Source organism: Variovorax sp. KK3 (genome assembly GCF_001984055.1).
GTDB lineage: Bacteria > Pseudomonadota > Gammaproteobacteria > Burkholderiales > Burkholderiaceae_C > Variovorax.
Genome location: NZ_LYVO01000111.1, coordinates 1 through 16,769, shown reverse-complemented (window position 1 = coordinate 16,769; position 16,769 = coordinate 1). Strand labels below are relative to the sequence as shown.

Genomic DNA, 16,769 nt, shown 5'->3' with positions numbered 1-16,769 from the left:
GGGCGTGGGGGCGGGGGTGGTGGTGCCGTCCATGGCGTGGCTCCGATACGCTTCAGTTGACGCGCCGCTCGCGGCCGCGCCAGTAGGGTTCGCGCACGTCCTTGCGCGACAGCTTGCCGTTGGCGTTCTTGGGCAGGTGCTCGATGAACTCGACCGAGCGTGGCCGCTTGAAGTCGGCCAGGCGGCCGCGGCAGAAGTCCATCAACTCACCGGCTTCGGCACGCGCGCCGTCGCGCAGCACGACGATGGCCTTGACCGATTCGCCCCAGTGGTCGTCGGGCACGCCGATCACGCAGACCTCGTACACCGATGCGTGCTGCGCGAGCACGGCCTCGACCTCGGTCGGGTACACGTTGAAGCCGCCGGAGACCAACATCTCCTTTTTTCGGTCGACGATGTGGATGTAGCCCTCGCGGTCGACGCGGGCCAGGTCGCCGGTGTGCAGCCAGCCGTCGTCGCCCAGGGCTTCGCGGGTGGGCTCGGGCGCGCGCCAGAAGCCGGCGAACACGTCGGGGCCGCGCACGCAGATCTCGCCGATCTCGTCGCCCTGCACAGGCTTGCCTTGGGCGTCGAGCACCTGGATGTCGGATTCGCACGAAGGCCGGCCGCAGGCCGAGAGCAGCTCGGGGCGGTCGCCTTCGATGGCGCGTGCGTGGTCTTCGATGGTCAGCGCGATGACGCCGCCGGTGGTCTCGCCGGCGCCGTAGCCCTGCGCCATGACGGGGCCGAAGGCGGCCCAGGCTTCGCGGATGCGCGCGGGGGACATGGGCGCGGCGCCGTAGGAGACCAGGCGCAGGCTGCTCAGGTCGCGGGTGCGGATGCTGGGCTCGGCCAGCAGCGCGTTGATCATCGCGGGGACGAAGAAGCACATGGTGACCTTGTGCTTCTCGATGGCTTCCAGAATCTCCGCGGGCTGGAATCGCTCCATCAGCAGCACGGTCACGCCCTGGTAGAGCATGGGCTGGATAAACATGCCGCTGGCGTGCGTGATGGGGCCGCAAAGCATCAGCACGTCGCCGCGCTGCGCATGCATGCGGCCCATGGCCACCTTGCGCAGCGATGCCATGCGGTTGCCCACGGTCTGCATCGCGGCCTTGAGCTTGCCGGTGGAGCCCGAGGTGTAGTGCAGCACGGCCAGCTCGTCGGGGCGCATGTCGACGTGGATGTGTTCGTCGGATGCATCGGCGAGCAGGGCTTCGTAGTCGAGCCAGCCACCTTCAGCCGGTGCTGAAGCTGGCGAGAAGGCGATGCGGTGCTTCAGGCTTTGCACGGGTGCCGCGGCTTCTTCGACCATCGCGCGGTGCTCGGGGCCGGACAGGCAGGCAGCGGGCTCGGCATTGGCCAGCGCATCGGCCAGCTCGGCCGGCGCCAGACGCGAATTGAGCGCGACCTTGACCAGGCCGGCCTTGTAGAGCGCGCATTCGAGCTCGACGATTTCTGGCCGGTTGGGCGACACGACGGCGACGCGGTCGCCGCGCTGCAGGCCGAGCGCGAGCAGGGCGTGGGCGAGGCGGTTCGAGCGTTGCTCCAGCTGCGCGTAGCTGAGCGCACTGTCGCGAAAGAGGATGGCCGGGCGGTCGGCCCAGAAGCGTGCGCTGCGCGCGGTGTACATGCCGAGGTTCATGTCGTTCGTCTCCGATGTCTGCCGTTGTCTCCGTATGGGTGAAAGTCTAGGAACGCGACGCACGGCCTTGGATAAGCGAACGGCCCGCTTTGATAAGCTGGCGTGATCACCCGGCCAGGGCTGAAGGAGACATTTCATGGGCGTGCGGCTCGACGACATCGACTACTTTCTGGCGGTGGCCCACCACGGCAAGGTGCGCGCAGCCGCGGCGGCGCTGAACGTGTCGCAGCCGGCCATCACGCAGGGGCTGCAGCGGCTCGAGAAGGAGCTGGGCTTTCCGCTCTTCGAACGCAGCAGCCGGGGCATGCAGCTCACGGCGGTGGCGGCGCAGTTCCGCGAGCGCACGTCCACGCTGCGCGCGAGCCTGGGCGATGCCATCAAGGAAGCGGCCGACACGCACCTGGGCGAGCTGGGGCTGCTGCGGGTGGGCGTGTCGCCGCTCTACGCGCAGCGGCTGTTCGTGCCGGCGACGGTGGCGCTGCACCGGCAGCGGCCTGCGGCGCGGTTGCGGCTGATGCTGCACCTCAACGATGCGCTGGTCGCGGCCCTGCGGCTGGGCGACATCGACTTGTCGATCAACGCCCTGCCGGGCGTCGTGCCCGCGGACCTGCAAGCCTTGCCCTTGATGGACGATGCGCTGGTGCTGGTCGTGCGCGAGCACCATCCGCTGCTGGCCAGGCGGCGCCTGCGGCTCGCGGACTTGTCGGATGCGCAGTGGATATTGCCCGGCCCGGCGGTGGCGGCGCGCCGCAACGTCGAAGGTCGATTGGCCGAGGCCGGGCTACCGCCGCCGCGCGTGACGGTGGAAGTCAGCAACACGGCCGGAGGGCAGCTCAATCGTCTGATCGCGCAGAGCGACCTGGTGTCGATCATGAGCGAGGCGCAGCTCGACACGAGCCTGGGCGAAGGGCTGGCGCCGTTGCCGATGGCGGATGCGCGATTCACCCGAACCATCGGCGCGCTGACGCGCAAGGGCGCGACACTGCCGCCGCTGGCGCACCGGTTTCTGGAGCTGCTGGAAGAAACGGCGCGGGCCGGTGCGCAGCCGGTGCGGCGCGGCCATGCGCGGCTGCGGCGAAGCACGGGCGCTTGACGCCGCGCGCAGCGAAGCGGCCCAGGTTTAGCATCGCCGCATGACCGATCCACTCGCACCTCCCGCGCTCGACTACTTCGCCGATCTGCAGGTCGACGTCGGCACGCCTCAGGTACTGGGCCAGGGCCCCGCCGGCCTTCGACGGGTGGTGCCCATCCTCGGCGGCAGTGCGCAGGGCGCCGGATGGCGCGCCCGGGTGCTGCCGGGCGGCAGCGACTTCCAGGTGATCGCGAGCGACACGCTGTCGATCCTCGATGCGCGCTACGGGCTGGAAACCGAGGCCGGCGAACTGATCTACGTGCACAACCACGCGGTGCGCGCGGCCTCGGCCGACACCATGGCGGCGCTGCTGCGCGGCGAGGCGGTCGATCCGTCGCGCATCTACTTCCGCTGCGTGCCGCGCTTCGAGACCGCGGCGCCCGCCTTGCAGTGGGTGCACGAGCGGGTGTTCGTGGGCGTGGGTGTGCGCCTTCCGGCGCAAGTGGTGATGCGCTTCTTCGCGCTGCGCTGAGCGCTCGCCGCCGAGCGGCTGTCAGCGGCGCGCGAAGAGCGGCTGCTCGTAGTGCGCCACGCGGGTGATGCGGCCCGCGATGCACACCTCGCGAAACTGATACAGGAAGGCGGCCGTCGGCGCTGCGATCCAGGTGTCGCCCACGGGCATGCGCAGCACCGGGTGCACGCTGTCGTCGATGGGGTCGAGCATCGGTGCATCGGCCCGCATGAATTCGTCGACCGGAATGCGATGGATGCTTGCCACCTCGGCCTCGCTGGGCACCAGCGAGCGCGCGGAGCCGGCCCACACGACGATGGGCGTGATGGCGAACCCGGAGCGCGTGACGAAGTCGTCGAGCCGGCCGAGGATCGCGTCGGGCTCGAGCTGCAGTCCCACTTCTTCGTGCAGCTCGCGCAGCGCGGCCTGCTCGGGCGACTCGTCACCGTCGATGCTGCCGCCGGGCAGCGCCCATTGGTTCGGATGGTTGCGCAGGCTCAAGGCACGGCGGGTGAGCAGCACGGCGGCGTCGGTACTCCACAGCGTCGGCGCACGCGCGCCAGGAAGCGCGGCGCCGAAGCCTTCTTCGATGAGCGCAAGGGCGACGGCGGCGCGCCGCGTGCCTGTCGACGGGAGTTCCTGGCGGTCGAAGGTGCGCAGGCGGTGGGTGATGAGGGTGCGTAAGCTGTCGTCGGCAAGCATGGGATCGGCCCCAGCCCGAAGCGCCCCGCGCTCCGTGCTGAACCCGGCAAAGTGTTTCTCATTCTGTACAAACTGGGCGAAATGCCTAGGATGAGAAACACTTCTTGTCGACGCGGGCGCGGGTGATGCCCTCGAGGAATGCTCAATCCAGCTGAATCTTCGCCTTCTTGATCACGTCCCCCCACAGCGCGTAGTCCGACTCGATCATCTTCTGGAACACGGCCGGTTTGCCGCCGATGGGCTGCGCGCCGAGCGCGTCGAGGCGCGACTTGAAGTCCGCGCCTGCCATCACTTCGTTGATGGCCGCGTTGAGCTTCTGCACCACCGCGTCGGGCGTGCCGGTGCGCGCGACGATGCCGAACCACGAGTAGAGCTCGAAGTTCTTCACGCCCTGCTCGTGCAGCGTGGGCACGTCGGGGAACTGCGGCGAGCGCTCCAGCGCGGTCACGCCGAGCGAACGCAGCTTGCCGGACTTGAGCATCGACTGCGCGGAGAACTCGATGTCGAAGTACACCGGCACCTCGTTGGCCAGCACGGCCGTGAGGGCGGGCGCGGAGCCGCGGTAGGGAATGGGCGTCATGCCCACGCCCACCACCTGCTTGAAGCGCTCGGCGCCCAGGTGCGGCATGGTGCCGGCGCCGGACGATGCGTAGTTCATCGCGTCGCCCTTTTCCTTCGCGGTCTTGATGAGGTCCTGGATGCCCTGGCCCTTGAAGCCGGGCGCCACCACCACCTGGTGCGGGCTCTTGAACACACCGGCAACGGCGCGGAAGTCCTTCAGTGGGTCGAAGGACATCGTGGGGTACAGCCATTTGCCGGTGGCGATGACGTTGCTGGCCATCAGCAGCGTGTAGCCGTCGGCGGGTTGCTGCAGCACGGCCTCGCTGCCGACGATGGCGCCGGCGCCGGGCTTGTTCTCGACAACCACGGGCTGGCCCAGCTTCTGGCCGAGGCCGGTGGCGATGGTGCGGGCCGTGGTGTCCGACGGCCCGCCGGCCGGGAAGGGCACGATCAGGCGGATCGATTTGGTGGGGAAGTCCTGGGCGCCGGCCACGCACGGCAGGCCGAGCACGGCCGCTGCGGCGATCGTCAGCAAATAGCGATTGGAGGGAGACATGGCAGATCCTGAAATGAGAAAGCGGTCTTGAAGGAAATGGCCGGCCGCCATCAGGCAGGCAGCGCCTCGATCGGCGCCTCGCGCTCGGACAACTGCACCGCGGCATCGCTCGACACCAGCGCGTTCTGATCGACCAGCACGCGTCGCACCTCCTGTGCATCGGGCTCGCTGCCACCGGCCGCGAGCGCGGCATACACGCCGGCCGCATGCCCCAGGCACATGGCCGTGCCCATGTGGCGCGCGCCACCGTTGGCCTCGCGCGTGGCCGAGATGGCGCGGCCGGTGACGACCAGGCCCGCCACGTCCTGCGGCAGCATGCAGGCCAGCGGAATCTCGAAGGGCGCGGGCGGCATCCACAACGCGATGCCGGTGCCGCCGGCTTCGTGCAGGTCCATCGGGCCGGCGCCCAGCGCCACGGCGTCGGCGAAGCGCACGCCGCCCACGATGTCGCTTTCGGTCAGCGTGTGGCGGCCGACGATGCGGCGCGTTTCGCGCACGCCCACGCGCTCGGCGATGCCGGCGAGCACCGAGGCCTCGAAGCCCGGCACGCGCTCGCGCAGGAAGTCGACGACCGACTTGACCTGCTGGCGGCCCACCTGCTCGGCCTTGGTGAGGTCGCCCGCATCGAGCGCGTCGATGCCGGGGATGCGGCTCATGAGGCAGATGGCGTCTTTCTCGCCAGGCGTGCTGCAGAATGAGAGGCTTTCCCAGAACAGCCGGCCCTGCTTCACACCGTCGACGGCGATCGCGCGCTTGTCTTCGCGCGGCAGGGCGCGAAAGGCCTTCACGTCGACGTTGGACATGCGAAACACCAGCGTGCACGGCTGGCGATGCTGGCGCAGTTCGGGCTCGGCGCCGGCGAAAGGCACGCCGGAGGCAGCGGCGATGGCGGCGTCGCCGCTGGCATCGACCACCACGGCGGCACGCAGTGCGCCGCGGCCGGAGGCGTTCTCGATCACCACTCCTTCGACGCGCCGCTCGCCGAGCAAGGGGCGCACCACCTGCGAGTGCAGGTACACGTCGACGCCGGCCTCGCGCGCGATTTCGTCGGCGGCGATCTTGAGCACCTCGGGGTTGAACGGAAAGTTGGTGATGGTGACCGGGCTCGCGCTGGCCTCGGCCAGCGTGTAGCGGCGAAAGCCCGTGCTGCCGCCCAGGGCGCGCACGCGCTCGGTCAGCTCGAAGCCGATGCCGCCCACCACGCGCACCTTGTCGTTGAAGAAGCCGATCCACTGCGCGACCATGCCCGCGGTGCCGGTGCCGCCCAGGCAACCCGAGCGTTCGATGACGGCCGTGCGGGCGCCGCTGCGCGCCGCAGCGACGGCCGCGACGAGGCCCGAGGCACCGCCGCCGACGACGACGACGTCGTACTGCGACAGGACGGGCGTGGAGAGGCTTTCAAGAATGTGTTCGATGGCTGGCATGGGGTCTCCGAAGGGTGGCACCGGGTTGGCGGGTGCCGTCGTCTGCATCCGAAGATGCGCTGGGTTGAAGATGCGCTGAGGTGCGTCGAGAGGAGTCGAAACAAGTCGAGTTAAGTTTCTATACAGAAACCGTTTCCAATTATAGTTGCGCACCAGAATCGACCTTCGCAGCGCCCTCGAAACGACCCCTCTCGCCATGCAGACAACAACGACACCTCCCGTCAAATCCGCCGAGCGCACGCTGGACCTGCTCGAATTCATCGGCCGCAACGGCAACGCCGCTTCGCAGGCCGATCTGGTGGTGGGGCTCGGCGTGCCGAAGGGCAGCCTGAGCAAGTTGCTCGCGACGATGCGCGAGCGCGGCTACGTGGCCTTCGATGCCGAGGCCAAGGTCTACCGGCTGGGCCCGGCCGTCTTCGCACTGGTCGCCCAAGGCCAGGCAGCGGCCGACGTGGCCACGCTCGCGCTGCCGGTGCTGCAGTGGGCGACCGAGGTGACCGGCGAGGCCTCGTCGTACACGGCGCTGCGCAACGACGAGATGGAGCGCATGTGCGGCGTCGACAGCGAGCAGCCGCTGAGCTACCGCATGAACAACCACAAGCGCTTTCCGCTGTACTCTTCCTCGGGCGGCAAGGCGGTGCTGGCGGCCATGCCGAAGCCGATGCGCGACGCCTACCTGTCGCGCGCGAAGCTGCAGAAGCTCACGCCGTCGACCGTACCCTCGGTGGCCGCTCTGCGCACGCAGCTCGCCGGCATCGCGCAAGACGGCGTGGCGGTATCGCGCAACGAGCACACGCAGGGCGTGATCGCGCTGGCCGTGGCCATCCGCCCGGCCGAGGGTGAACCGCCGGTCGGCGCCATCACGATCGTGGTGCCGGATGCCCGCTTCGACGCTAAGCTGGAGGCGCTGTGCCGCAAGACCTTGAAGACCGCGCGGGCGCGCATCGAAAAGGCGATCCAGATGGCGGGCGTGCAGCACGGCTGACCGGAGGCCTTCTCTTGACCACTTTCGACCATGAACGCGGGCGCACCATCGACGTGGACGGTGCGCGCATCTATGCCGAAGCCATCGGCGCCGACGACATGCCGACGCTCGTGCTGTTGCACGGCGGCTTCGGCAACATGGAGGACTTCGATCGATTGCTGCCCTCACTCGAAGGCTGGCGCGTGATCGGCATCGACAGCCGCGGCCATGGCAAGTCCACGCTCGGCGACGGCGCGTGGACCTACCAACGCGTGCAGCAAGACACGGAGCAGGTGCTGGCCGCGCTCGGCGTGCGCCGCTGCACGCTGCTGGGCTTCAGCGACGGCGGCATCGCCGCGCTGCGCATGGGCGCTTCGCCGGCGCTCACCATCGACCGCATCGTCGTGGCCGGCGCCACTTGGCATCACAAGAACCTGGCGTCGTCCAAGCCCATCCTGCAAGGCGTGACCGCCGAGAGCTGGAAGCGCAAGTTTCCCCAGACCTTCGATGCCTACCAGCGGCTCAATCCGGCGCCGGACTTCGAGCGATTCACGAAGGCGCTGGTGAAAGGGTGGTTGGACGAAACACCGTCGGGGCACCCCGACGATCGCGTGACGAACATCCAGGCGCCGGTGCTGGTGGTACGCGGCGACGACGATCACCTCACGTCGCTGGAAGACGCGGTCGAGTTGCGACAAAAGCTCCCGGACGGGCACTTTCTCGGCATTCCCTTCGCGGGGCACGTGGCCTTCGACGACGCGGCAGAGGTCTTCGTGCCCGCCCTGCGTGGCTTTCTCGAGCAGGGTCAGGCCCATCGGCCTTGATGCCTTGAGAGAAGCCGCATGCGGATCACGTCCCTCGTCTTGGCAGCCTCGTTGTGCTGCGCCACGCTGCCCGTCTCGGCACAGACGACGCAGTACGAAGGCATGTGCGACGCATCGGCCGGCGTGAGCCTGGGCGGCGACTACTTCGTGGCCGGCGATGACGAGCAGAGCGTGTTGCACGTGTACCGCATCGGGCATGCCCAGGAGGTGGGTCGCGTCGACCTGGCGCGCTATCTGGGCGTCGATCGCAAGCACAAGGAGCCGCGCGAGGTCGACATCGAAGGCGCTGCGCGCATCGGCGACCGGATCTACTGGATCAGCTCGCACGGGCGCGACGGCGACGGCAAGGTGGCACCGAGTCGGCATCGCCTGTTCGCCACTACTGTGTCGACGCCGCGCGGAGAGCCGCCGACCATCGCGCCCGTCGACGCACCGCCCTACATGCATCTTCTTCACAAGGCGATGCAGGAAGGGCGCTTCGCCGAACTCGCGGCCGCGGAAGCGCACCGGCCCGAGGACGACAACGGCTTGAGCATCGAAGGCCTGGCCGCGACCCCGGACGGGCAGCTTCTGATCGGCTTCCGCAATCCACGTCCGAACAGGGCGGCCCTGATCCTTCCGCTGCGCAATCCCGCGGCGGTCGTGGACCAGGGCCGCGACCCCGTCTTCGGCAACCTGTTCCGGCTCGACCTTGGCGGACGCGGCATCCGCAGCCTCGAATGGGTGGATGGCGATTACCGGATCATCGGCGGACCGCACGACGATCGGCGGCAGAACCCGGACGCATCGAGCTTTGCGCTGTACCGATGGGCGGGGCCGGGGCATCCCGCGCAATCGGTCGACAGCCGGGGTCTGGCCGACCTCGGCCCCGAAGCACTGTTCAAGGTCGATGGCCATGCGGGCGTCTACGTGCTCAGCGACGATGGCGACGTGAGGATCGGCAAGGACAAGTGCAAGAAGGCGCCGGCGAAGCTGCAGCGCTTCAGGGGCCTGTTCGTCGACTGACGAGCACAACGCGCCGGACGGCAAAGAGAAAGAGGAGACGGCACCCATGACCGATTCCATCGCTTCCCGCTTGAAGGACTTCGATTCACGGCTCGCCGACCCCGAAGCACTGAGGCTCGCATTCGGTTGCGCCTGTGCGGAGCGCGTGCGCCATCTGCTGGAAGACGAGGCCGTGATCCGCTGCCTCGACACCTTGAGCGCCTTCGTCGCCGGCCGCACCGATCGCATTGCGCTCGAAGCGGTCACGGCCGAGGCCGCCGCACTGGCGAACCACCACCAGGGCTCTCGCTCGCTCGACGGCGTGGGCCACGCGGCCGTATCGGCCAGCTATGCGGTCGCGAACGCGTTGGCGGGCAGGGCCGTACAGGCCGCCGACTACGCAGCCTACGCCGCGGTGTACGGCGATGGCGGATACGGCGCGGTCAGCGATCCGGAATCCTTCGTGCCCGAACATGCGTGGCAACTGGCCACGCTCGAGCGATTGGCAAAGGACCGCGGCGCGCGCACCGATTCCCCATGACGTCCGCCCGGTTGCGGCGCGGCGTCAGAATGTCCGCGAGACCGGCAACCGCCTGGTCGTTCGGAGACACCATGGTCAAGATGGCAAGTGCAGTGCTGCTCGCATGCGTCCTGGCTGGCTGCGCAGCGACCACGACGACGTTGCCGCCCCCCGGGTACACCGTGTGCGCGACCCAGCCGGGGACTTATGCGTGCCAGATCGAGCAGTACGAGCGGGTCAATGAATGAGCTTGCCGCCCGTCACGATTCGGGCAAGAGGCAAAGCGCCTGATTGAGTTCGTCTTCCGTCGCGAACTGCCCTTCGAGCGCTTGTCCAAGTCCGAGTAAGGCGTCCTCGACCAGGACTAGAGATGCCACGTCGGCATCCAAGCCGTTACGTCGATTCGCGTCGATGTTGGCTACGCTCGGAAGACTTCGAGGCATGGTGCGCTACTCGCTGAGTTGATTCGAACGCCAATGTAAAGCCTAGGACAATCACGTCGCCTTGATCGCAAACCGCTTGATGATCTCCCCATACTGCTTCGTCTCCATGCGCATGCGCTCGGCGAAGGGCTTGCCTGGCATGGCGACGAGGTCGGTGCCCAGGGCGACGAGCCTGGCGCGGGTCTCGGTGCGCTGGAGCACGGAGGCAGCGGCTTTTTCGAGCTGTTGGACGATCTCGGGTGGGGTGCGCGCGGGCACGAGCAGGCCGTACCAGGCCACGAAGTCGTCGTCGCGCATGAGGCCCAGCGCCTCGCCCATGGTCGGCACCTCGGGCACGAGCGGCGAGCGCTTGGGCTGCGTGACCGCCAGCGCGACCAGCTTGCCCGACTGCAGGTGCGGCAGCAGCGGCGGCGCACCGACCAGCGCGAACGAGATCTCGCCGCCCAGCGCAGCGACTGTGGCGGGCGCCGCGCCCTTGTAGGGCACGTGCACGATGTCCATGCCGAGCTGCGAGCGCAGCAGCTCGACGGCGATGTGCTGCGGCGTGCCGTTGCCCGGCGTGCCGATGGTGATGCCGCCCGGCGCCTTGCGGGCCGCTTCGAGCGCGGCGCGCAGGTTCTTCGCGCCCAACGATGCATTCGCGACCAGCAGGTTGGGCGACTGCGAGGCCAGCATGATCGGCACGAAATCGCTGAGCGGCGCATAGGGCGCCTTGGCGTGCAGTGACGGCGTGATGGTCAGCTCGGGGTTGCCGGCGAAGAGCACGGTGTAGCCATCGGGCGTGGCCTTGGCCGCCGCTTCCGCGCCGAGCATGCCGCCCGCGCCGGCGCGGTTGTCGACGACGAAGCTCTGCTTGAGCGCATCGCCCAGGCCCTGCGCCATGAGGCGCGCGACCGCGTCGATGCCGCCGCCGGCGGCGTAGGGCACGATCATCTTCACGGGCGCGCTCGGATAAGCCTGCGCGAAAGCGCGGCCCATGCCGGCGGCCAACGTGGCGCCCAGTGCGGCGAGGACGGTTCTGCGTTGCATTCGATGTCTCCTTCGTTGTTCGGCTTCGTTCTGTCGGGCTGCGTTGTTCGGCTTCGTTCTCGGCGACTCAGGCCTCGTCGAGTATTCGGCCCGGGTTGAGCATCTGCTGCGGGTCGAGCGCCTGCTTCAGGCGGCGCATCAGGTCGACTTCCGCGGGGCTGCGCGACACGAGCAGGTAGTCCTTCTTCAGCCGACCGATGCCGTGCTCGGCGCTGATGGTGCCGTGGCGGCCACGAAGCGCGCCGTAGGCGATCTCGTCGACCGTGTGCAGGGCGTGCGCATCGACCGGGCCACTGATGAGATGCAGGTTGTTGTCGCCCAGGTGCCCAAGGAACAGGTGCTCGGCCGATGGCACCTGCTGCTTCAACGCCGCCTCGACTTCTTCGATGTAGCCCGACGTCTCGGCCCAGGGCATGCCGATGTCGAGCGCGGCGGTGGGCTTGAGGTGCGACAGCACTTCGGGGATGGATTCGCGCAGGCGCCAGAAGGCATCGCGATGCGCGAGCGTGGCGGCGACGGCGCAGTCGTCGATGGTGCCTTCTTCCAGCGCATCGCCCAGGGCGGATTGGAGTTCGTCCTCCATCGACTGGCCCGCGGAGCCTGCGGCTTCCACGAGCACGTGCCAAGGCGCGGCGGTGCCCAGCGGTGCCTCCTGCGCACACAGACTGGCGGCCAGGCTCACGAAGCGGCCCGACATGAATTCGAAGGCGCAGAGCGCCGGCCCCATGCGGACCTTGAGCGCACGCAGCAGCGCCGGCAGGGCCTCGAAGCGGTCGGCCGTGACCCACGCCGCCGCGATCTCGCCCATCGGCGGATGCAAGCGCAGCGTGAGCCGCGTGATGATACCCAGCGTGCCCTCGGTGCCGATGAAGAGGAAGCGCGGATCGAAGCCCGTGCTGTTCTTGACCAGGCGCGTGAGCGACGACACCACGGTGCCGTCGGCCAGCACGGCCTCGACGCCGAGCACCGAGTCGCGCATGGTGCCGTAGCGGATGACGCGGATGCCGCCCGCGTTGGTGGCCGCGTTGCCGCCCACGGTGCAGCTGCCGCGCGCGCCCAGGTCGACGGCGAACATCCAGCCCTGCACGGCCGCGGCTTCCTGCACCTGCTGCAGCGTGGCGCCGGCCTGTACCTGCATGACGCCTTCGAGTACATCGATGTCCTCGATGCGGTTCATGCGCTCGAGGTTGATGACCACGTCGCCATCGCCGGGCACGGCGCCGCCGGCCAGCCCGGTCATGCCGCCCTGCACGGTGATGCGGCGGCCTTCGTCGCGGCAGCGGCGCACGAGGGCGGCGACTTCTTCGGTGGTGGTGGGCCTGTGCACTTCGCTGGGCATGCCGTGCGGCAGGCCGCTCCAGTCCTTCAGGAAGCGCTCGTCGATGGCGGTGGTGGCTGCAGTCATCGCGTCGACCTCATCCCGCCACCGGCATCTTGACCGGCGTGGACGTGGACGAGCCCAAGCGGTGTGCCGCATCCGGCCCGCCGTAGTGGTCGATGAGCCGGGCCTGGTCCGCCTGCGCTTGCCGGTCGACGGCTTCGGGGTCGCAGATGGCCAGCAGGGCCTCGTGCATCCGTGCGAGCACCTCTGCATGCGCGGCGCTGCCGGCCAGGTCGACCAGCTCTTCGGGGTCGTCCTGCAGATCGAAGAGCTCGGGCCGGAAGCCGACGTAGTGGTGGTACTTCCAGCGCCCCTTGCGCAGCATGAAGCCGGCCGTGTTGCTGCCGGCGGCGTGGTACTCGCTGAGGATCGGGCGCTCGGGCTCCGGCGCGGCGGTGGCGATGGTTCGCAGCGAACGGCCCGGCCGCTGCGCCATCTCGGGTGCCGGGTCGATGCCCGCGCCTTCGAGGATGGTGGGGAACAGGTCCAGCAGGTCGACCGGCGTGTCGCACACCGACGGCGCGATGCCGGGGCCGGCCATCAGCATCGGCACCTTCACGCTTTCTTCGTAGAGCGTGGACTTGCCCCACACGCCGCGCGCACCGAGGTTGTCGCCGTGGTCGGAGGTGTAGATGACCTGCGTGTCGTCTTCGAGGCCGGCCTCGCGCAGGGCCGTCATCATCTGGCCGACGTTGTGGTCGAGCCAGCTGCACAGGCCGTAGTAGGCCGCGAACGCGCTTCGCCGTTCGTGCGCATCGGCGAAGCGCTCTTCCGAGGGCATGAAGTCGCAGTACTCCTGCACCCACGGATGTCGTTGGTAGCCGGTGCCGGGATGCAGCTTGGGCTCGGGCAGGCTGTCGAGCGGATAGAGGTCGTAGAAAGCCTCGGGCACCACCAGCGGAAAGTGCGGCGCGACCAGCCCGACGTAGAGCACGAAGCCTTGCTCTGCGCGTCGGGCCGCCTCGCCCAGCCATTCGACCGCGCGCTGCGTGACGGCGCGGTCGTACTGCGTGTACGACGACTCGCCGGGGCCGATGCGTTCGCCCAGCATGCGCGGGCCGTCCGTGCGCGGGCGAAACGGATTGCGAATCGACGCCCACACCATGCCGTGCCCACCGACCACGTGCATCGGCAGGTGCTCGGCGTCGAAGCCGGCCGGGTCTTCCTCGCTGCGGTAGTGCAGCTTGCCGATGCTTTCCACGCGAACGCGATGCTCCTGCAGCACATGGCCCCAGCCGCGCTGGGCGCCGGTGTAGGGCATGGCGTTGTCCCACAGGCGCAGCTGATGCACGCGCAGGCCGGTCGCGAAGGCGGCGCGCGCCGGCACGCAGATGGGGCTGGGTGTGTAGGCATTGGTGAAGCGCACGCCGCGGAGCGCGAGCGCGTCGAGGTGCGGCGTCTGCACGAAGGGGTGGCCGGAGCAGCCCATCATGCGCGGGTCGTGCTCGTCGGACATGATGACGACGACGTTTCTCTTCGGGGCCATGGCTTGTCTCCTGTTGCAGGAGACTGTGAGCGCAAGGGCGCCGCGAATCCAATACTGTCTACGGATACGGAGACTTCATTTTTTCTTATGGCTCGAACGCTTCGGTCGGCTCGGACCTGCCGGGTCGCCGGGCAGTGTGCCGTGAAGCCGCCCGTCGCGCACCATGGCACGCACCAGCGTGACCATCGTGTCGCGCACCGCCTCCGCGGCCGGGGACAAAGGCCGGTCGCGCGGCCACACGACGGCCTGCACGCGCGTAAGCGTCGGCGCCGTCACCGCGCGGCCCACGATGGCATTGGACAGCACTGCATCGTGGCATGCGCTGGCCGGCATGATCGAAAAGGCCAGGCCCTCGCGCACCACGCCGATCAGCATGGCCGGGCTGTTGAGCTCGTAGCGCACGTCGAGCCGCTTGCCGACCGCGCTGGCCGCCCGTTCGATGATCTTGCGCAGGTCGTGCGCGCCGTCGGGCTCGGCCAGCGGCAGCGCGGCGACCTGGTCGAAGGTCATCTGCGCAGGCTTGCGCCGCATCGCGACGGCGGCACCGAAGATCATGAAGCGCTCCTCGAACAAGACGTGCGACTGCATGCCCTGCAGCTCCGACGGGCTCGGCATGGCCGCCAGCTGCGCCTGGCCCGATTCGACCTGCGCCCGCACTTCCGACGACATGCCCTCGCGCACGGCCAGCTCGATGCCGGGAAACGATTCGGCCACGGCGCGCAACAGCGGCGCCACGAGCAGGCCGGCGATCGAGCCGGCGACCGAGAGCCGCACCGCGCCGGAGGGCTGCGCGTCGCGGCCCGCCACCTGCTGCTTGAGCGCGTCGGTGCGCGCGAGCAGGTCGACGGCCTTGTCGAAGAGGAGCCGGCCCGCAGGCGACAGCTCCACGCCGCGCGCATGGCGCTTGAAGAGTACGACATCGAGGTCTTCCTCCAGCGCGGCGATGTTCTGGCTCAGGGCGGGCTGCGCGATGGCCAGGTGTTCCGCCGCGCGCGAGAAGCTGCGACTCCGTGCGATCTCGACGAAGTAGCGCAGCTGTCGCAGGGTGATGTTCATGGGGGATGTCTCGTTGTCCGCGGCCCGGCGGTCCTACAGCGGCCGTGCCCACGTTCTCACAACCGGGCTGCGGGCCGCATGCACACTGGCGCTTCGTTCGCCACCGTCATCTTCGGTCGGCATTGTCGGCGGTCCACCGCCACCCCTGGAAAGGAGCGCATGCATGGAAACCCAAGAACTGCACCGCGGCCGCCTGATCGACCACATCCAGCTGGTCGTGCGCGACCTGCCTGCGAGCCAGGCCTTCTACACGGCGGTGTTCGAGGTGTTGAAGATCCCGATGGGCGGCACCGCCGACGGCTATTTCTGGGCCGACGAGCTGTTCGTGTCCACGGCCGACAGCGAGGCCGCGCAGGGCCAGCTGACGGGGCGCCACCACATGGCGTTTCAGGCGCAGGACCGGGCCATGGTCGACGCGTTCTACAAGGCGGCGCTGGCGAACGGCGCCAAGGACAACGGCGCACCCGGCGAACGGCCTTATCACCCCGGCTACTACGCCTGCTTCGTGCTCGACCCGGATGGCAACAACATCGAGGCCGTGTTCCACGGCGAGGCCAAGCGCAGCGCGCCGTCGGTCAAGGTCACGTTCTGATTCGCGCGCTGCACGCGCCGCACGCGACGCTCGACGGGCGCTGTCAGGCCCTGGCCGGATCGGGGTAGAAGGGGCGCAACGCCGCGGGCGCGACGAAGCGCGTCCATGCGTGCTCCGGCGTCGACAAGCGGTCCGACACTGCGTAGAGGACCGCCGGGTGAACGCCCAGGCCGAGATGGCTCGCTTCCACCTCGATGCTTTCCGACAAGCTGGTCTCCGCCTCGTAGCTGCTGCGCCACGAAACGATGCCGTCCGAGCGGCTGAAGATGGACGTGGTGGGCGCGACCGGCGTCGGCCTGACCCACTTCATGCGCTTGGGGTCGTGGGCCGACTTGCCGCTCAGCAACTCGTAGGCCTTCGCAGCGCGCGTGGCCTTGGGGCTGCCATGCAGGGGGCTGCCCAGCGTGATGACGTTGCGCACGGCATCCGGGGCCTGGTTGGCCAGCATGCGGGCGAACACGCCGCCGAGGCTCCAGCCCACCAGACTGACGGTGCCCGAGCTGTCGTGCAGCTTGCGCAGCGCTTCCAGCAGGTTCTTTTCCACACCCGGCAAAGGTCCGCAATTGGTGCCCTGGCCCCAGCCGTGAACGGCATAGCCGCGCGTCTTCAGAAAGCTTCGCAGCACTTCGGTCGACCCGTCGCTCGCGCCGAGGCCCGGCAGCACCATGACCGTGTGGCCGTCGCCGCGCGGTGCGAGTTGCAGCAGCGGCCAGAGGGCGAAGGTGGCCCCGGCCTCCCAGAACGCGCGGCCCTCGGCCAGCAACAGAAACTTGGACGGGGGGCTTGCAGTGGCTGCAGTCGACATGTGGAGTTCTCCCTTTCTCGGTGCGTGCGAGCTTGCCGCTCGGCCGCATACCGCGCCCTGGGACGGCAGGCTTGCGCCGCGTAGGTGAACCGGCCTTCGAACGCGCATCGCGTCGTCGGCGCGAGCCGCAGGAAAACCCGATCGGGCTAGCGAATGAGAGGTGTTCTCATAAACCGTGACGACCCTGCCCCTTGCCGCTGCTTCGCAGGCGGGCGCCGCAACGATATTCGGGGGG

General features: G+C 68.9%; 16 protein-coding genes. 7 read left to right on the top strand and 9 right to left on the bottom strand.

Annotated elements, in window-relative coordinates; all coding sequences use genetic code 11:
- Nucleotides 1–52 precede the first annotated feature (52 nt).
- Nucleotides 53–1,624: an AMP-binding protein gene (locus B0W80_RS31440; RefSeq protein WP_077003082.1), complete on the bottom strand. Its 1,572-nt coding sequence runs from the start codon at nucleotides 1,622–1,624 to the stop codon at nucleotides 53–55.
- Between the two features lie 136 nt (nucleotides 1,625–1,760).
- Here B0W80_RS31440 and B0W80_RS31435 point away from each other — a divergent pair, with 136 nt between their 5' ends.
- Together B0W80_RS31435 and B0W80_RS31430 are read left to right on the top strand one after the other, a co-directional pair.
- Complete coding sequence (locus B0W80_RS31435; RefSeq protein ID WP_077003081.1) at nucleotides 1,761–2,717, top strand: LysR family transcriptional regulator; 957 nt, start codon at nucleotides 1,761–1,763, stop codon at nucleotides 2,715–2,717.
- Nucleotides 2,718–2,757: 40 nt separating this feature from the next.
- Entirely contained in the window at nucleotides 2,758–3,228 is a 471-nt protein-coding gene (locus B0W80_RS31430) for a DUF3237 domain-containing protein (RefSeq protein ID WP_077003080.1), read from the top strand.
- Nucleotides 3,229–3,249: 21 nt separating this feature from the next.
- Here B0W80_RS31430 and B0W80_RS31425 read toward each other — a convergent pair whose 3' ends face one another.
- From B0W80_RS31425 to B0W80_RS31415, 3 genes are all read right to left on the bottom strand, one after another.
- Nucleotides 3,250–3,909 carry a CoA pyrophosphatase gene (locus tag B0W80_RS31425; protein WP_077003079.1) on the bottom strand — a complete coding sequence of 220 codons (660 nt, stop codon included), beginning with the start codon at nucleotides 3,907–3,909 and terminating at the stop codon, nucleotides 3,250–3,252.
- 142 nt (nucleotides 3,910–4,051) lie between these two features.
- Nucleotides 4,052–5,026, bottom strand: coding sequence for a tripartite tricarboxylate transporter substrate binding protein (locus tag B0W80_RS31420; RefSeq protein WP_077003078.1), 975 nt, complete (start codon nucleotides 5,024–5,026; stop codon nucleotides 4,052–4,054).
- Nucleotides 5,027–5,076: 50 nt separating this feature from the next.
- Nucleotides 5,077–6,450, bottom strand: coding sequence for an FAD-dependent oxidoreductase (locus B0W80_RS31415; RefSeq protein ID WP_077003077.1), 1,374 nt, complete (start codon nucleotides 6,448–6,450; stop codon nucleotides 5,077–5,079).
- A 196-nt stretch (nucleotides 6,451–6,646) separates the two neighbouring features.
- Between B0W80_RS31415 and B0W80_RS31410 the strand changes: the two genes are divergently transcribed.
- The 4 genes from B0W80_RS31410 to B0W80_RS31395 are packed head-to-tail and all read left to right on the top strand — an operon-like array spanning nucleotide 6,647 to nucleotide 9,763.
- Entirely contained in the window at nucleotides 6,647–7,435 is a 789-nt protein-coding gene (locus tag B0W80_RS31410) for an IclR family transcriptional regulator (RefSeq protein WP_077003076.1), read from the top strand.
- Between the two features lie 14 nt (nucleotides 7,436–7,449).
- Nucleotides 7,450–8,238, top strand: a complete 789-nt coding sequence (locus B0W80_RS31405) for an alpha/beta fold hydrolase (RefSeq protein WP_077003075.1) — start codon at nucleotides 7,450–7,452, stop codon at nucleotides 8,236–8,238.
- A gap of 18 nt (nucleotides 8,239–8,256) precedes the next feature.
- Nucleotides 8,257–9,243 (top strand): DUF3616 domain-containing protein, encoded by a 987-nt coding sequence (locus B0W80_RS31400; protein WP_077003074.1) that lies wholly within the window; start codon nucleotides 8,257–8,259, stop codon nucleotides 9,241–9,243.
- Nucleotides 9,244–9,289: 46 nt separating this feature from the next.
- Nucleotides 9,290–9,763 carry a hypothetical protein gene (locus tag B0W80_RS31395; RefSeq protein WP_077003073.1) on the top strand — a complete coding sequence of 158 codons (474 nt, stop codon included), beginning with the start codon at nucleotides 9,290–9,292 and terminating at the stop codon, nucleotides 9,761–9,763.
- A 473-nt stretch (nucleotides 9,764–10,236) separates the two neighbouring features.
- On the opposite strand, the gene B0W80_RS31385 is transcribed toward B0W80_RS31395, so the two are convergent.
- The 4 genes from B0W80_RS31385 to B0W80_RS31370 form a co-directional block, all read right to left on the bottom strand.
- Nucleotides 10,237–11,214: a tripartite tricarboxylate transporter substrate binding protein gene (locus B0W80_RS31385; protein WP_077003071.1), complete on the bottom strand. Its 978-nt coding sequence runs from the start codon at nucleotides 11,212–11,214 to the stop codon at nucleotides 10,237–10,239.
- A gap of 67 nt (nucleotides 11,215–11,281) precedes the next feature.
- On the bottom strand, nucleotides 11,282–12,619 hold the full coding sequence (locus B0W80_RS31380; RefSeq protein ID WP_077003070.1) for an FAD-binding oxidoreductase: 1,338 nt from the start codon (nucleotides 12,617–12,619) through the stop codon (nucleotides 11,282–11,284).
- A gap of 10 nt (nucleotides 12,620–12,629) precedes the next feature.
- Nucleotides 12,630–14,081, bottom strand: coding sequence for a sulfatase-like hydrolase/transferase (locus B0W80_RS31375; RefSeq protein WP_077003069.1), 1,452 nt, complete (start codon nucleotides 14,079–14,081; stop codon nucleotides 12,630–12,632).
- A gap of 75 nt (nucleotides 14,082–14,156) precedes the next feature.
- A complete protein-coding gene (locus B0W80_RS31370) occupies nucleotides 14,157–15,137 on the bottom strand; it encodes a LysR family transcriptional regulator (RefSeq protein ID WP_083745754.1) in 981 nt (326 codons plus the stop codon).
- A gap of 163 nt (nucleotides 15,138–15,300) precedes the next feature.
- On the opposite strand from B0W80_RS31370, the gene B0W80_RS31365 reads away from it, so the two are divergent.
- Nucleotides 15,301–15,729: a VOC family protein gene (locus tag B0W80_RS31365; protein ID WP_077003068.1), complete on the top strand. Its 429-nt coding sequence runs from the start codon at nucleotides 15,301–15,303 to the stop codon at nucleotides 15,727–15,729.
- 43 nt (nucleotides 15,730–15,772) lie between these two features.
- Here B0W80_RS31365 and B0W80_RS31360 read toward each other — a convergent pair whose 3' ends face one another.
- A complete protein-coding gene (locus B0W80_RS31360; protein WP_077003067.1) occupies nucleotides 15,773–16,534 on the bottom strand; it encodes a triacylglycerol lipase in 762 nt (253 codons plus the stop codon).
- Nucleotides 16,535–16,769: the final 235 nt, after the last annotated feature.

What these genes read in the sequence shown, in the direction of transcription:
- B0W80_RS31420 (WP_077003078.1), bottom strand. Translation starts at nt 5,026, where the DNA reads ATGTCTCCCTCCAATCGCTATTTGCTGACGATCGCCGCAGCGGCCGTG.
- B0W80_RS31435 (WP_077003081.1), top strand. Translation starts at nt 1,761, where the DNA reads ATGGGCGTGCGGCTCGACGACATCGACTACTTTCTGGCGGTGGCCCAC.
- B0W80_RS31440 (WP_077003082.1), bottom strand. Translation starts at nt 1,624, where the DNA reads ATGAACCTCGGCATGTACACCGCGCGCAGCGCACGCTTCTGGGCCGAC.
- B0W80_RS31400 (WP_077003074.1), top strand. Translation starts at nt 8,257, where the DNA reads ATGCGGATCACGTCCCTCGTCTTGGCAGCCTCGTTGTGCTGCGCCACG.
- B0W80_RS31415 (WP_077003077.1), bottom strand. Translation starts at nt 6,450, where the DNA reads ATGCCAGCCATCGAACACATTCTTGAAAGCCTCTCCACGCCCGTCCTG.
- B0W80_RS31370 (WP_083745754.1), bottom strand. Translation starts at nt 15,137, where the DNA reads ATGAACATCACCCTGCGACAGCTGCGCTACTTCGTCGAGATCGCACGG.
- B0W80_RS31395 (WP_077003073.1), top strand. Translation starts at nt 9,290, where the DNA reads ATGACCGATTCCATCGCTTCCCGCTTGAAGGACTTCGATTCACGGCTC.
- B0W80_RS31365 (WP_077003068.1), top strand. Translation starts at nt 15,301, where the DNA reads ATGGAAACCCAAGAACTGCACCGCGGCCGCCTGATCGACCACATCCAG.
- B0W80_RS31430 (WP_077003080.1), top strand. Translation starts at nt 2,758, where the DNA reads ATGACCGATCCACTCGCACCTCCCGCGCTCGACTACTTCGCCGATCTG.
- B0W80_RS31380 (WP_077003070.1), bottom strand. Translation starts at nt 12,619, where the DNA reads ATGACTGCAGCCACCACCGCCATCGACGAGCGCTTCCTGAAGGACTGG.
- B0W80_RS31385 (WP_077003071.1), bottom strand. Translation starts at nt 11,214, where the DNA reads ATGCAACGCAGAACCGTCCTCGCCGCACTGGGCGCCACGTTGGCCGCC.
- B0W80_RS31360 (WP_077003067.1), bottom strand. Translation starts at nt 16,534, where the DNA reads ATGTCGACTGCAGCCACTGCAAGCCCCCCGTCCAAGTTTCTGTTGCTG.
- B0W80_RS31425 (WP_077003079.1), bottom strand. Translation starts at nt 3,909, where the DNA reads ATGCTTGCCGACGACAGCTTACGCACCCTCATCACCCACCGCCTGCGC.
- B0W80_RS31410 (WP_077003076.1), top strand. Translation starts at nt 6,647, where the DNA reads ATGCAGACAACAACGACACCTCCCGTCAAATCCGCCGAGCGCACGCTG.
- B0W80_RS31375 (WP_077003069.1), bottom strand. Translation starts at nt 14,081, where the DNA reads ATGGCCCCGAAGAGAAACGTCGTCGTCATCATGTCCGACGAGCACGAC.